Annotated in this window: 12 protein-coding genes; 8 read left to right on the top strand and 4 right to left on the bottom strand. The window is 31.6% G+C overall.

Annotated elements, in window-relative coordinates; translation table 11 throughout:
- Positions 1-31 precede the first annotated feature (31 nt).
- The gene (locus tag ABD730_RS00860; RefSeq protein WP_344711908.1) at positions 32-1,309 is read left to right on the top strand and encodes an acyloxyacyl hydrolase; all 1,278 of its coding nucleotides are present in this window, start codon (positions 32-34) and stop codon (positions 1,307-1,309) included.
- Between the two features lie 99 nt (positions 1,310-1,408).
- Here the strand turns inward: ABD730_RS00860 and ABD730_RS00855 are convergent, their stop codons facing one another.
- Together ABD730_RS00855 and argS are read right to left on the bottom strand one after the other, a co-directional pair.
- Positions 1,409-2,695 (bottom strand): carboxypeptidase-like regulatory domain-containing protein, encoded by a 1,287-nt coding sequence (locus ABD730_RS00855; RefSeq protein WP_344711906.1) that lies wholly within the window; start codon positions 2,693-2,695, stop codon positions 1,409-1,411.
- Positions 2,696-2,891: 196 nt separating this feature from the next.
- The gene (gene argS / locus ABD730_RS00850; RefSeq protein WP_344712316.1) at positions 2,892-4,670 is read right to left on the bottom strand and encodes an arginine--tRNA ligase; all 1,779 of its coding nucleotides are present in this window, start codon (positions 4,668-4,670) and stop codon (positions 2,892-2,894) included.
- A gap of 460 nt (positions 4,671-5,130) precedes the next feature.
- On the opposite strand from argS, the gene ABD730_RS00845 reads away from it, so the two are divergent.
- Complete coding sequence (locus tag ABD730_RS00845; RefSeq protein WP_344711904.1) at positions 5,131-7,191, top strand: tetratricopeptide repeat-containing sensor histidine kinase; 2,061 nt, start codon at positions 5,131-5,133, stop codon at positions 7,189-7,191.
- A 38-nt stretch (positions 7,192-7,229) separates the two neighbouring features.
- The gene (locus tag ABD730_RS00840) at positions 7,230-7,856 is read left to right on the top strand and encodes a chromophore lyase CpcT/CpeT (protein WP_334470344.1); all 627 of its coding nucleotides are present in this window, start codon (positions 7,230-7,232) and stop codon (positions 7,854-7,856) included.
- 87 nt (positions 7,857-7,943) lie between these two features.
- On the opposite strand, the gene ctlX is transcribed toward ABD730_RS00840, so the two are convergent.
- Positions 7,944-8,876, bottom strand: a complete 933-nt coding sequence (ctlX, locus tag ABD730_RS00835) for a citrulline utilization hydrolase CtlX (protein WP_334470346.1) — start codon at positions 8,874-8,876, stop codon at positions 7,944-7,946.
- A gap of 68 nt (positions 8,877-8,944) precedes the next feature.
- Positions 8,945-9,313 (bottom strand): hypothetical protein, encoded by a 369-nt coding sequence (locus tag ABD730_RS00830; RefSeq protein ID WP_344711901.1) that lies wholly within the window; start codon positions 9,311-9,313, stop codon positions 8,945-8,947.
- 39 nt (positions 9,314-9,352) lie between these two features.
- Here ABD730_RS00830 and ABD730_RS00825 point away from each other — a divergent pair, with 39 nt between their 5' ends.
- The 5 genes from ABD730_RS00825 (at position 9,353) to ABD730_RS00805 (ending at position 15,706) form a co-directional block, all read left to right on the top strand.
- A complete protein-coding gene (locus tag ABD730_RS00825) occupies positions 9,353-11,110 on the top strand; it encodes a M14 family metallopeptidase (protein ID WP_344711899.1) in 1,758 nt (585 codons plus the stop codon).
- A 208-nt stretch (positions 11,111-11,318) separates the two neighbouring features.
- Positions 11,319-12,764 carry a RimK family protein gene (locus ABD730_RS00820; protein ID WP_344711897.1) on the top strand — a complete coding sequence of 482 codons (1,446 nt, stop codon included), beginning with the start codon at positions 11,319-11,321 and terminating at the stop codon, positions 12,762-12,764.
- Between the two features lie 3 nt (positions 12,765-12,767).
- The gene (locus ABD730_RS00815; RefSeq protein ID WP_344711895.1) at positions 12,768-13,994 is read left to right on the top strand and encodes a glutamate-cysteine ligase family protein; all 1,227 of its coding nucleotides are present in this window, start codon (positions 12,768-12,770) and stop codon (positions 13,992-13,994) included.
- An 84-nt stretch (positions 13,995-14,078) separates the two neighbouring features.
- Entirely contained in the window at positions 14,079-14,768 is a 690-nt protein-coding gene (locus ABD730_RS00810; RefSeq protein WP_344711893.1) for an N-formylglutamate amidohydrolase, read from the top strand.
- Positions 14,769-14,827: 59 nt separating this feature from the next.
- Positions 14,828-15,706 (top strand): bile acid:sodium symporter family protein, encoded by an 879-nt coding sequence (locus tag ABD730_RS00805; protein ID WP_344711891.1) that lies wholly within the window; start codon positions 14,828-14,830, stop codon positions 15,704-15,706.
- Positions 15,707-15,735: the final 29 nt, after the last annotated feature.

The raw sequence follows: 15,735 nt of genomic DNA, 5'->3' as shown, positions 1-15,735 counted from the left end.
GTTTATTGTAACACCAACCAACCAGTTATTAATGCGCTTCAAAAATTATTTAAGCTTATCTTTAGCTATTACTATATTCTTTTTTCTTCAAAATTGTTTGGCCCAAACAACTACTACCCCCCCTAAGACATCACTCTTTTTTACACCCGAAATTATTGTTGGAAAAACACAAGAAGCCAATACTGATTTCCCTAAAACCAAGCTACAAAAAAACGTATTTTTAAGTATTGGCCAATACAACTATAACTCTAATAAAGAATGGGCTGCGAGATTAAACTATCCTAAAACTGGTATTTCATTGGGTTATACAGATTTTGGTAATTCTACCAAAGTTGGGCATGCTTATAGTATATTGCCATTTATTGAATTTTCAATATTAAAAAAACAATTAAACGGTTTAAACCTCCAAATAGGTTTTGGTAGTTCTTATATGGACACTCAATACGATATAATTACCAATGCATTTAACAGAGCAATCACCACAAAAATTAACTGGTCGTTTAGATCTTTTTTCTATTACGATGTTTTTAAAACCCATGCTACAGACTGGCGATTTGGCTTGGGATACTTACATCATTCTAATGGCCATACGAACTTACCAAACCAAGGCTTAAATTCTTTTACAGCAAGTGTTTCTGCTAAAATTGACAAAAACTCTAATAGTAATAACGATTTTAAAAAACCTACTTTCGCCTCTAAATCTCAAACGTATATGGCTTTTCGGTTGGGTTTAGGCCAAAATGTATTATCTGAAAAGTTTAATACCAAAAAAGAAGTTTTTACAGTTTCTGCTTCTGCTGGAAAAATCCTAAATAATACATTTAAATTTGGTGGTGGTTTTTATTACAGGTTCTATGAGCACTACTACGATTACATAAAAAACAATGAAGCTTTAATTGAAGAACAATTTCCTCACTTTAAAGATAACCCTTATGGTTATGCAACTAGTTTTGGGATTTTTGCAAGCTCTGAATTATTAATAGACCATATTGGTTTTGAATTTGATTTAGGTTTAAACATACACAAACCTTTTTACAAAATAGATTGGCAACTTAACCAAGGGTTTACTTATGAAAACGCAAATGGAGAAACCATAGAAGTTTTAGGTGAATTAGATTGGTATTATGAAATAAAACGAACTATTTCTGCTAGAATGGGATTAAAATATTATTTATGGACAACCAACAAAGCTCCAAAGCACAATATTTTTCTTGGTGCACATATTAATGCAAATCTTGGTCAGGCAGATTTTACAGAATTAAGCTGTGGTTATGTATACCGTTTTAATTTAAAAGAGAAATCCATATAGTAAGAATTAATAGTGATTTTAGACTTTAATAACGTCCTCTTATAGCATTAAATAAATGCTTATTCTAAATCTACTTATATAACGCATTTATAGTTGTGCTTAGCTACTCTTCTTTTTTTTATCCTGTTTTTCTTTTTCGATATTCTTTTTAATTTTAGCTATCGCAAACTCTATAGACTTATCTGGTTCTATTAGATTATATTTTCCCCAAAAATTAGGATCTGAAAACCCAGAAATTGCGTCAGTAATAACCATAGTTGGTTTTAATCTATCCTTAATTTTAATTCTTTTATCAGTAGAATTAACTTCCCAATTTGTTACAGCCATTTCACTAGCCAAAGTATAAACCTTATTAAATAACTGCTTCTTTTTATTAATTTTAAATTTCAGATTCAAATTAGAATAATTGTAATACCATGTTTTACCATTAACTTTATATGCCACTTTATAACTTGCTTCTAAAGGGTAAACAACAATATCCTTAGGCTTTTTTTTAACTAATAAATTTTTGGTTCTTTTTTTATCACTTAAATCTAAAGCATAGTCTGCACCTGCCAAAGCCAATAATTCTACATCTATAAATAATTTACCAATATAGTTTACTCCAACAACGTTAGCCTTTGGAATAAAATTTACCACATAAACTGCTCTATTATTTATAACTGAAGGCTCATCAAAAGAGAAATTATATATTTTAATACTTTCTTCTGTAAAAATATGTTCAGGATACTTCATAATATCTAAATACAATGCCGAAAATGGACCGCCTTGTAACTTTACAGAAACGGTATCTAAACGTTTATAATCTGTACTTTTTCTTGCTTTACTTAGCTGAATAGCATCCCGAAGAGATGAGGAATTGGGCTGTTTAAGAATATTAACAACCGCTTCAGTTAATGATACATTTCTATTACGACGCTTAATAGTTTCACGATAAAAAGCTGTCATAAACAAAGACTGATCGTCTAAGTGTTGCATTTTATCTCGAAACACTTTTTGTACTAAACTTTCAGCATTTTTAAATGCAGAAATACTAACAGCAGATAATTCGGTTACAGCGACATATAATTTTATAACATTATCTGCTTTGGCCAATTGAGATAACGGAACGCTGTAAGTATCATAACCTAATAATGAAATCGTCACTTTAGAATCTAAGTAATCGCTAGCAACTTTTATTACAAACTCGCCTTCAGAATTTGTAATGGTACCAATATTGGTTTCATTGATATTTAAGCTAACTGCTTCTAAAGCTTTATTAGAACGCCCATCAATAATTTTACCACTATATTCTGTAAAAACAGCTTGAGCATTTAACGAAAACACCACTAAAACCATTAACAAAAACGTAATGGTATAGCGTTTTAAAGTGTGACATTTTTCCATAGCAGTAGTTTAAAGAACAATTGAGCTCTTACTAAATTACGAAAAAATACACAAATCACTCTCTTACAAAGTGTTAAACCTCACGAGAAATAATTACAAAAAAAATACAGATAGAAACGGCGTCTATTTAAAATAAGCTCTAAAACAAGTTCAGAATAACACATTTCATATGATAAAAATTAGATGTTATCTAAACTTACATACGTTCTGGTACCTCAATTCCTAAAACTTGAAATGCATTTTTAATTGTCTGACTTACCGATTTAGACAATGCTACTCTAAAGCTTTTTTCTTCTTCTGTATCTGCACCTAGAATAGATACATTTTGATAAAATGAATTAAAATCTTTTACCAAATCATAAGTGTAGTTTGCAATTAACGCAGGGCTATGCTGCTCTGCTGCATTTTGAATGACTTCAGGAAATAACTCTAACTGTTTGATAAGTTGTTTTTCTTTGTCGTGAAGCACTATGTTAGCATTATCAAGATCACTAAGCGAAGCTGTAGTAGCCTTTCTTAATATAGACTGAATCCTTGCATAGGTATATTGAATAAAAGGCCCTGTATTACCTTGAAAATCAATAGATTCTTTTGGGTCAAATAAAATTCGTTTTTTAGGATCTACTTTTAAGATGTAATATTTTAATGCTCCTAAACCAATGGTTTTGTAGAGTGCTTTTTTCTCTTCTTCCGAGTAATCTTCAAGCTTACCTAATTCTTTAGAAATTTCTTCAGCGGTATCTGCCATTTCTTGAATTAAATCATCCGCATCTACAACCGTTCCTTCTCTACTCTTCATTTTTCCGCTTGGTAAATCTACCATACCATAACTTAAGTGGAATAGATTTTTAGCCCAATCGAAGCCTAATTTTTTTAAGATTAAAAATAAAACTTTAAAGTGGTAATCCTGCTCGTTACCAACCGTATAAACCATACCTCCAACATCTGGGTAATCTTTTATACGTTGAATCGCTGTACCAATATCTTGAGTCATGTAAACTGCAGTTCCATCGCTACGTAATACAATTTTTTCGTCTAAACCATCTTCGGTTAAATCGCACCAAACAGATCCGTCTGCTTTCTTAGTAAAGACTCCTGTTTTTAAACCTTCGGCAACAAACTCTTTCCCTAATAAATAGGTATTACTTTCGTAATAATAAGCATCAAAATCTACTCCTATATTTTTATAAGTCACATCAAAACCATCATAAACCCATTGGTTCATTTTTTTCCAGAGTGCTACAACATCCTCATCTCCAGCTTCCCATTTAATAAGCATTTCTTGTGCTTCTAATAATAATGGAGCGTTCTTTTTAGCCTCTTCTTCAGACTGACCTTGGGCTACTAATTCTGAAATTTCAGATTTATAAGCCTGATCAAACTTTACGTAATAATTACCAACCAATTTATCTCCTTTCAAGTCTTTAGTAGGAGTTTCACCTTGACCAAATTTTTGATAAGCCAACATACTTTTGCAAATATGAATACCTCTATCGTTAATAATCTGCGTTTTATAAACGTTCTTACCAGAAGCTTTTAAAATTTCAGCAACACTATAACCTAAAAGCACATTTCTTACGTGACCTAAATGCAATGGTTTATTGGTATTTGGCGAAGAATACTCTACCATTACGGCTTTGTCTTCTTTTACCTCAACAAACCCAAACGTGTTATCGTCCTTTATAGACTGAAAGAAATCGAGGTAATATGCATCATCAATTTCAATGTTTAAAAAGCCTTTAACAACATTAAATCCTCTAACCAAATCCACATTATCGAGTAAATACTGACCAACTTGCTCACCAATTACAGCAGGATTTCCTTTTACTACACGCAACATCGGAAATACAACAACCGTAATATCTCCAGCAAACTCTTTGCGAGTCGCTTGAAATTCTACCGATTCTAATTCTGATTCAAACAATGCTTTAACAGCTGCTTTTACATGTAATTCTAAAGTTTCTTGAAGCTTCATCTTATCTTTATCTTTTGGCATTTTAAACGCTTGCAAATATAGAAGTTTTATTGTTTTATTTAAGATTCTAAATAGACATAATTACAGAACATTAAAGCTACAACGATATAAAAACCACCCTCCACTAACTATCTAAAAAAGAGACCACTAAGCCAATCGTGCATTTCGTCGATGAAACAGTAATACTCCCAAGATTTGTGCCGTTGGTCGATAAGTGATTTTTTAACAAAACTATATTGTACATTTCATCTAATTTATTCGTATTAAAACCTAATTATTAGCATATTTGTAATCATAATAGCACTTTTGGTAGGCTATTAATCAATGTCCCAAACATTAATGAGGCTTAATAATCAAACATTAACCATGTTGTTATTGTTTTGTGTTAACTTACTTTTTTATCCCTCTCTAAAAGTTATTCGCACCAAAACAGCGCAATACGTTATAAAGCTATTTTAAGATGAAACAGTTACTATTTTTAGCTGTTTGTCTTATGTCTTTATCTGTATTTTCTCAAAATGAAAAAATAGATGAACTGACAGTACAAATAGCCTTTAAAAAACCAGACTCTACAAAGGTGGACATGTCTTTGGTGCTCATTAACGAACTCTATAAAAAAGCAGATTACAACAAAGCTTTACTTTATGTTAATAAAACTTCTAAACTATCTGAGGAGCTTAATTACATAAAAGGTCTTGCAGAAAGTAGCTACTATAGAGCTTTAATCTATACCGAACGCAACGACTACTTGAATGCCATAGATAATTATAAGAAATCTAGAGATTTATACTTAAAAATTAGTGATACGCTTGGTGTAGCTAGAGTGAGCAATAGCATTGGTCTTATTGAAATTAAACGAGGTAATTATGCGATTGGATTACAGAACTCTTTATCTGCAATAAATATTTTTGAAAAGCAATACCTTAAAGATGAATTGAGTACTGCTTATAATAATTTAGCTGAAGCTTATTTTAAAACTAATCAAATTGATAAAGCTATAGAGTTTAACTACAAAGCTTTAGACGTTAGAAAGCAACTTAATGACACGGAAGGCATTAAAATTTCTACAAAAAATATCGCCGAATTATACTCGTTATTGAAAGAACACCGTAAAGCAATTGAATATTACGAAAAGGTATTAGACATTTTAAACCCTAAAACCGATCAGAATTTGCGAGGTGAAATTCTACCAAAATTAGGTAGTGAATATTTACGCTTTAAAGAATATGATAAAGCTTCTAAATATTTAGTAGAAGGTTTAAAATACAATAGAAAACAAGACAATAAAGAAGGACTTTTAAGAGCTTTAAATGCTATTGGGAACTTAAATCTTCAGAATAGAAAGGTAAAATTAGCAGAAAAGCAATTGAATGAAGCCTATGCTATTGCTCAAAAAATTGACAACAAAAAAGAGCTTTTAGAGAACTACAAACTTCATATTGCGTTAGATTCTACACGTGGTTATTTTCAAAATGCATTCTTTTGGCAGAATAAATTCTACGACTTAAAGGATTCGCTGTCTAAAGTAGACCAACCTGTATTCCCTACAGATATAAGTCCAATTGATCTTATTAAAACTGAAAACACCTCAGAAAATGACACTGTTACAGTTAAGGAAAACGAATTACCAGAAACCAAAGATTCTTGGCAGAATAATTCATTTTTACTGTATGCATTAATTGCGCTTTCAACTGTGTTATTGATACTTTTAATTTACAGTCTATCAAAAACAAAGTACCATAAAGACAATTTAAAAAAAGAAAAAGAAAAATTAACTCAGGAACAGGTTAGAACAGATGCCATCTTAGAACAAACACATCATTTAGAAGAAGTTAACCAAGTAAAAGACAAGCTTTTCTCTATTGTTTCTCACGATTTAAAAGATTCTATTTCTTCTATAAAAGCCTTTTTAGATTTACTAAAAGAAGACAGTATTTCTAAAGATGAATTTTATGAATTAATTCCAGAATTAAGTGAAAACGCGAATAATGCATCGTCACTTTTATTTAATTTATTAAACTGGTCTAAATCACAAATGCAGAATTTAGAACCAAAACCTGAGCTATTTAATATTCAAGATGTATTTCAGACTAAAATTGCCTTAGTTGAGCAAAAAGTTGAAGACAAACGCATTGTATTAATTGATGAGTCACAACGCGATTTTGTTTATGCAGATCGTAGTATGATAGAAATTGTTATTCAGAATTTAATTACAAACGCTGTTAAGTTTAGCAGAATAGGAGATGTAATTACGATTTCTAATGTAGATGCTAATGGTAAATCTTTAATCTGTGTAGAAGATTCTGGTGTTGGTATTGCCAAGGAGAATATTGACAAGTTATTTGCTGCACATAAAAACTTTACAACGGCAGGTACAAAAAACGAAAAAGGTACAGGTTTAGGATTAACTATTGCTAAAGATCTAGTGGAACTTAATAACGGTAGAATTTGGGTAGAAAGCACAGAAAATGTTGGTAGTAAATTCTTTGTCGAACTTCCTAAATCAGAAGCTAAGGCTTAATTTATTTTATCTATATTTAGCTTCTAAATTGAGGCTTTATGAAACATTTACTCCCTATTATTATCCTTTTATCTTTTTTCTACAATTGTAAAAACGAATCCAAATCCGAAATTAAAGAAGACAAGGAACTCAAAGAATTGTTTGCTTTGATGCAAGGTTCTTTTAATTCTGAAATTCAAGCCCAAATTGATTCTTCCTATTACAATATAGCATTACACATGTATCCTATTTGGGAAGATAAAGGAAACTTTCTATACGTAGAACAAGCTCTAAACAACAGACAGAACAAACCTTATCGCCAACGTATATACGAAGTAACAAGAGCTTCAGATAGTACATTCAGCTCCGCTATTTACGCGTTAAATGTAGACTCTCTTTGGATTGGCAAATGGAAAAACCCTAAAGCTTTTGACGCTATATCTTTAAATGATATTGCTTTAAAAGAAGGCTGTGAGGTTATCTTAAAACGCACAAAGCCAAATCAATTTATAGGTAAAACAGGAGATACCACATGTGTTAGCACAATGCGTGGAGCCTCATTTGCAAGAAGTGAAGTTGAAATTTTAGAAGACAAAATTATTTCTTGGGATCGTGGTTTTGATGCCAACGGAAACTATGTCTGGGGAGCAGAAAAAGCAGGTTATATTTTTAATAAAATAGACTAGCTTAAAACTCAGAATCACAAATTTCAAAAAAACGTTACCTTACTAAACATTAAAAAGAAGCACTAACAACCAAAAATGCTTAAAACCTTATGCTTTAGGTAAAAAGACCTCTGCCATCATACAGCGTGCACTTCCGCCACCACAGGTTTCAATTGTTTCTAAAGAACTCGATATAATAGGACAATGCTTTTCTATACTAGCAATCTGAGATTTCGTTAAACTTTTATGCGCAGCTTCACTCATAACCAAATAGCGTTGCTCATTTTCACCTCTAAGCTGTAACATATTACCCGCAAATTGATGCATTTGAGCTTCTGTAATAGAAATAATTTCTTTACCATCTTGCTTTAAATGTTTAACAACATTTTTTCGCTCTTTTTTATCATCAATGGTGTCTAAACAAATTACAGCAAAGTTTTCTGCTAAACACATCATGACATTAGTATGATAAATTTCTAAACGTTTTCCATCAACAGTTTGATTAGCCGTAAAAATTACAGGAGTATATTCAAAGTCTTCACAAAACTCTATAAACAACTCTTCATCTGCTCTTGGAGATAATGCACAATAAGCTTTTCTATTTACACGATCCATTAATATACTTCCTGTACCTTCTAAAAAAACACCTTCGTGCTCAGCAGACGTATAATCAATAATATTTTCAATCTTAAAGCCTTCTTGTTCTAATCTAATAAAAACTTCGTCTCTACGCTCTCGTCTTCTATTTTCTGCAAACATTGGATACTTAGCAATATCACCATTGGCGTGAAAACTCACCCAATTGTTAGGAAAAATTGAATCTGGTGTATCCAATAGTATATCATCTTGTTCAACAATCACATTAACACCAACAGACCTTAGTTTTGCAACAAAAGCATCAAATTCTTCTTGTGCTTTAATATTAATTTCGGCATTTTTTATATCTAAATCTTCCTGAAAATAATTATTAACTGCTGTTTGCTCATTCATCCTAAAGTTTACAGGACGAATCATTAAAATAGTATTTGTAGTTTGTTGCATAAAATAAAAAATAGAGTGATAAATTTTGTGCAAAGTTATTGTTTTTTAAGACGAAAACAATCATAAAATTACACATGATTTTCTAACCAAATCATCGCCTCTGTTCTTAACCTAAACGTCTTAATATTCCACTTTTTTTCTTTATTCATTCCTATTAGAAAATTGGTAGACAATTTGGCGTTAAACCCCTCAACAACAACAGCCATAGCTTTAATTTCTTTTAAAGTAGCAATTGTTTTTTGAGCTTTATAGGTATAAGCATATGCAAACTTTTTATTTACAAGAAGAGAAAATGGAGCTTCTAAATGTGTTAATAAAAATGAATGATATTCTTCAACCATTTTTATATCCATTAAAACTCCTTCATTAATTATAACTTCTGCGAGATTTCTTTTTAAGATAGTTATTTCGCCAAAGCTCAACCGATGTGTTTTCATATCAATAAATATAAGTAAATTTAAAGCAAAATTGTAATAATGAAAAAACTCATCCTACTTTTCTTAATTATTTATTCTTGCGCTGACAAAGCAGAGAAGCAAGATTCCGAGCATAAAAAAGTTAAATTAGATTTTACAACGGTTTTCGAAAAAAGCGACGGTTTAGAAACAGCTACATATCAAGAAACTATAAAATACTATAAAGATTTAGCAAACAGTTATCCTGAAATTTCAATTCAAGACATTGGTGAAACAGATTCAGGAAAACCGTTACATATAGTCACTTTAAATATGAATGGCTCTGGTGATAATTTTGAAACACTTAGACAAAACAATAGAATTCTATTAATTAATAATGGTATTCATCCTGGAGAATCTGATGGTATTGATGCCACCATGATGCTATTTAGAGATTTGGTTCAAGGTAAAATAGAGGCACCTAAAAATACAATTGTGGTTACCATCCCAATTTATAATGTTGGTGGTAGTTTAAATAGAAACGCTACTACACGAACCAATCAAAACGGCCCAAAAGCTTATGGGTTTAGAGGAAATGCTAGAAATTATGATTTGAATAGAGATTTTATAAAAGCCGACACCAAAAATGCCAAAGCTTTTACTCAAATATTTCATTTGGTACAGCCCGATGTTTTTATCGATAATCACGTAAGTAATGGAGCTGATTATCAATATACACTGACCCATTTATTTACCCAACACAATAAATTGGGAGGTCAATTAGGAAAATTTATACATACTGAGATAATGCCGTCGCTAGAACAAAAACTAGAAGCAAAATCTTGGGACATTACTCCTTATGTTAATGTCTTTAACCGTACACCAGATTCTGGATTTACACAATTTTTAGATACTCCAAGATATTCTACAGGTTACACATCCTTGTTTAACACTCTTGGAATGATGGTAGAAACTCATATGCTTAAACCATACAAACAACGTGTAGAAGGCACATACGAATTAATGAAAAGCATGATTGAAATCACCGAAGAACAAGGAGATAAAATCACAAAACTCAGAAAAGCACAAACCAAAATATGGTCCGCAGGTGATAACTACCCATTAACTTGGGCTGTAGATACAACGCTAACCTCTACTTTAAAATTTAAAGGTTATGAAGGCGAAATGATTCCAAGTGAATTTACGGGCGCAAAACGTTTAAAATATGACAGATCTAAACCATTTACTAAGGATGTAGTCTATCAAAATTATTTTAAAGCAACCGACTCTATACGTATTCCTAAAGCTTATATTATTCCGCAAGGTTGGCATAATATCATGGATTTATTGAAGCTAAACAACGTTACATATACCCAATTTAAAAACGACACCACACTAACTGTTGAGTCTTATAAAATTGGAAGCTACGAAACTCGCAAGTCCCCTTATGAAGGTCATTACGCACATTTCAAAACCAACATTAATACCGCTGTAGAGAAAGTAACGTTTAAAAAAGGAGATTATCTCATTTCTACAAATCAAAAAGCTATGCGTTATCTATTAGAAACATTAGAACCTTCTGCGACAGATTCATTTTTTAATTGGAATTTCTTCGATACAATTTTACAACAAAAAGAAGGCTTTTCTCCTTATGTATGGGAAGACAAAGCAGAACAACTTTTAAAGAACAACCCAAAGCTTCAAATAGAGTACAATGTAAAAATTAGCTACGACGAAGATTTTGCGAATAACTGGTACGCTCAATTAGATTGGTTACATAAACAGAGTAAACATTATGAAAAAGCGCATTTACAATACCCTGTATATCGCATAAAATAAGTTTTAATTTATAAAATTTGCTAGAACAAATTCGTTTAACATAACATAAAATACCCGTATTAAACGAGTCTAAACATTAAAATAAAGCTTCTTAGAACAGCATTAAAACAACCTAAAAAAGGCAATAAAAATATTTTTTTACCCCTGTAAAACCAATCAAAAAATAATATACATTTGTTTAAAATTATAATAGCGTAACGCGCTCTAAATGAACAAATACATTGTTGTTAATCAACCTGAAAAATGGAACTTTTCAATTGATAATATAACCGTAATTTCCTCTCAAGATTACCTAACAAACCCTAAGTTTTCCTTATTAAAAAATGCACGAATTTTCAATTTATGCAAGGACTACTCATACCAATCCAAAGGCTATTACGTATCACTTTTGGCAGAAGCCAGAGGCCATTTACCAATACCAACTACAAAAAATATTGTAGATCTTAAGGCTTTAAAATTAGTTAGAATCGTTTCTGACGAATTTGATGATGTTATCCAACAAAGCTTAAAAAACATAAAGTCACAAGATTTTACCTTGAGCATTTACTTTGGTCAAAATGTGGCTCAAAAATACAAGGCGCTAAGTGCACTTTTTTATAAGCATTTTCAAGTCCCATTTTTACGTGTAAATTTTAATCACACCACCAAATGGAATATTCAAAGTATAAAAGCGATATCAGAAGCTGAAATTCCTGCAGAACATATCTCAAGTGTTCATGAGTTTGCAAATCAGTATTTTGCAAAAAAGCGTTATGATACGGCAAAAATTACGAATTACAATTTTGACTTGGCCATATTAGTACATCCAAACGACCCAGCACCTCCTAGCAACCCTAGAGCTTTAAAAAAGTTTATAGAAATTGCTGAAAAGATGAATATCTATGCCGAAATTATTGAACCTAAAGACTTGTCCCGCCTCTCGTCTTTTGATGCGCTCTTTTTAAGACAAAGTACAGAAGTCAATAATGAAGCTTACACCTTTGCTAGAAAAGCACAACAAGAAGGTATTGCGATAATTGATTACCCAGATGCGATTTTAAAATGCTGTAATAAAGTATATATGGCAGAAGCATTAAATAATGCTAACATTAGCACACCAAAGACAGTCATTGTACATAGCAATAATCGCAATTCTGTATTAGAACAAACCGGTTTACCTTGTGTCCTAAAAGCACCTGATTCTACCTTTTCTTTTGGAGTAAAAAAAGCAAAAACTAAAGAAGAATACAATGCTTTGGTTACCGAAATGCTGAAAGAGTCTGATTTAATTATTGCTCAAGAATTTTGCCCTTCGGATTACGATTGGCGTATTGGTATCATTGACAACAAACCATTCTACGCTTGTAAATATTATATGGCAAAAGGTCACTGGCAAATTTACAACTGGAAAGCCACAGACAAAAACGAACAAGATGGAGATGCCGATTGTTTACCTATTGAAGACGTTCCAAAAAACGTAATTGACATCGCATTAAAATCAGCCAAATTAATGGGATTAGGTCTTTACGGCATTGACATTAAAGTTGTAGACGGCAAACTGATGGTTATAGAAATTAATGATAACCCAAATATAGATTTTGGTGTAGAAGATGCGCATTATGGCGATTTGGTCTATACGGAAATTCTTTCAGCATTTAAAAAACGATTAGAGTAATACATGAAAACAAAATATCACTTATTCGACGTTTACGGCATAGAACTCGAATATATGCTTGTTAACAACAACAACTTTAAAGTTGCTCCACAAGTAGATGAGCTACTTACCTTGAAAGCAGGCAAATTAGTATCAGATATTGAAAATGGTAGCATTGGATGGAGCAATGAACTTGTGGCACATGTTATTGAACTAAAAACTAATGGGCCTGCAAAAAGTACAGATGATTTGGCTGATAAATTTCATGCCAACATTATGGAAATCGCTGCGCTTTTACACCCTTTAGACTTAAAGCTTTTAGGCTCGGCATCACATCCATTAATGAACCCTAATACAGACACGCAACTTTGGAAACATAGTTATAGTAAAGTCTATGCACTGTACAATACTATTTTTAACTGTAAAGGTCATGGCTGGAGTAACGTACAAAGCACACATATTAATTTACCGTTTTATGACGATAAGGAGTTTGAACAACTACATGCTGCTATTCGAATTTTGTTGCCATTACTACCAGGACTTTGTGCAAGTTCTCCGATTCTCGAAGGGCAAATCACAGGTTTTAAAGACACGCGTTTAGAGTTTTATAAAACCAACCAAAAGGAAATACCCGAGTTAACAGGTGTAGTTATTCCTGAGCGTACTTTTTCAAAATTAGATTATTATGCAACAGTTTTCGAACCAATAAAACGAGCGATTCAACCTTATGATAAAGACAAAATTTTAGATCAGCATTTTTTGAATTCACGTGGAGCTATTGCACGTTTTGATCGCAATGCTATCGAGATTCGTTTGATGGACATTCAAGAATGTCCTAAAGCAGATATCGCTATTTGTGCATTAGTTATTGAGGTTTTAAAAGCTTTGGTAAATAAAAATTTCTGTTCATTAAAAGAACAAAAACTGTGGGTAAAAGAAGATCTATTTGACATTTTAAACGATGCTATAAGACATGCTGAAAACTCTAAAATTGAAAATCTAGCGTATTTACATTTATTTGGAATAAACAAGAGTTCTACAATTAACGACGTATGGAAACATTTGTATAATGCTGTAAAACAAAAATTACATAAATCGCATCACAAGGCTATTGAGCTAATTTTAAAAGAAGGCACATTAGCAACACGATTATTAAAAGCCATTGGAAATGATACTTCTGAAACACATATTATTTCGGTTTATCGAGATATGCAAAAGTGTTTAAAAACGAACACCTTGTTTCAACCGTGAAACACCTCCATCTAGATTTTGGTATAGAAGTGTATGATTATAAAAATGAACCATGTGACTTAAAAAAACAATACGAATAAACACATGAAACTCATTCTAACATGCGAACATGCAGGAAATAACATTCCTGATACGTACAAAAAACACTTTAACAATGAAGCGGTTTTAAAAACTCATCGCGGTTATGATTTAGGTGCTTTAGATATATTTCAATATTTACAACCATTGGCCGATGCCTCCTATTTTAGTGAGACGAGTCGTTTATTGGTAGAGTTAAATCGGTCCTTGTTTAACAAGCAACTTTTTTCAGAGTTTAGTAACAGCCTACCTAAAAATGAGCAATCAGAAATTCTTAATACGTATTATTTTCCTTATAGAACTGAAATTGAATATAAAATAGCGGCATATATTAAAAGTAAACAGCAAGTGCTACATTTATCTATTCATAGTTTTACTCCAAATCTAAATGGCAACGAACGTAAAGCTGATATTGGATTACTATATGATTCACGCCGTAAAAAAGAACAAGAGTTTTGTAAACAATTTAAAGCAGAGCTTCTAAAACAAGATCCCAATCTTAACGTAAGGTTTAACTATCCTTATTTAGGAAAAGCAGATGGATTCACTACGTTTTTAAGAAAACAATTTTCAACAAATTATTTAGGGATTGAGATTGAAGTTAATCAGAAATTTGTAGTCAATAACAGCACAAACATACATCACGCACTTTTTAACACTATAACAATCTTAAAATCAATTAATCACCATTTTTAATCACTTGAGTTTATAGAATTAAAAGCTTAAATTCGTCTAAAACTTGATAACAACAAACCATGTCTGCAGCCGAAATTATAAGCAATATATTTTTACCCTTATCATTAGCTATTATTATGCTCGGTATGGGAATGACTTTAATTCCTGCAGATTTTACGAGATTAGTAAAATATCCTAAAGCTATTTTAATTGGCTTAACTAATCAACTGATATTACTTCCTGCTGTTGGTTTTACTTTAGCAATAGCTTTTAATTTAAGTCCAATAATGGCTGTTGGCTTAATTATTTTAGCCACATGTCCTGGTGGCCCAACAAGTAATTTAATCACTCAAATTTGTAAAGGAAACATTGCTTTATCAGCTACATTAACTGCTATTACGAGTTTTGTAAGCATTATAACGATCCCCTTTATTTTAGCTTTTGCATTAGATTATTTTGGCACAGCTACAGGAGTCACTATCAAATTACCCATATTAGACACCATACTACAAATAATGGTCATCACGGTAATACCTATTTCCATAGGTATGCTTATACGTAAGTACAAAATTAAATTTGCATTACGAATGAAAAAACCAATGCGTATAGCTTCTACTGCAATTTTTATTTTAGTTTTTATAGCCGTTATTGTAGCTAATTTTGAAATACTAAGTACTGCAATGAGAGAAGTAGGTTTAGTAACTCTACTCTTAAATTTAATAACAATGGGATTAGGTTATGTAACCGCTCGGTTATTTAAGTTACAATTAAAGAATGTTATTTCAATTACAGTTGAGAGTGGCATACAAAATGGCACATTGGCATTTGTAATTGCGACATCAATACTACATAATGTAGAAATGGGAATTCCTACTGGTGCTTATGCGATATGGATGTTTATCACTGGTGGCATTTTAATGTGGCAACTTGGAAAAAAACCAGAAATCGATTCTAAATAAAAAAGGCTAAGTCATAAAACATTTACAAA

It is taken from the genome of Winogradskyella damuponensis, from assembly GCF_039538385.1.
GTDB lineage: Bacteria > Bacteroidota > Bacteroidia > Flavobacteriales > Flavobacteriaceae > Winogradskyella > Winogradskyella damuponensis.
This window is presented reverse-complemented; position numbering and strand designations above follow the sequence as displayed.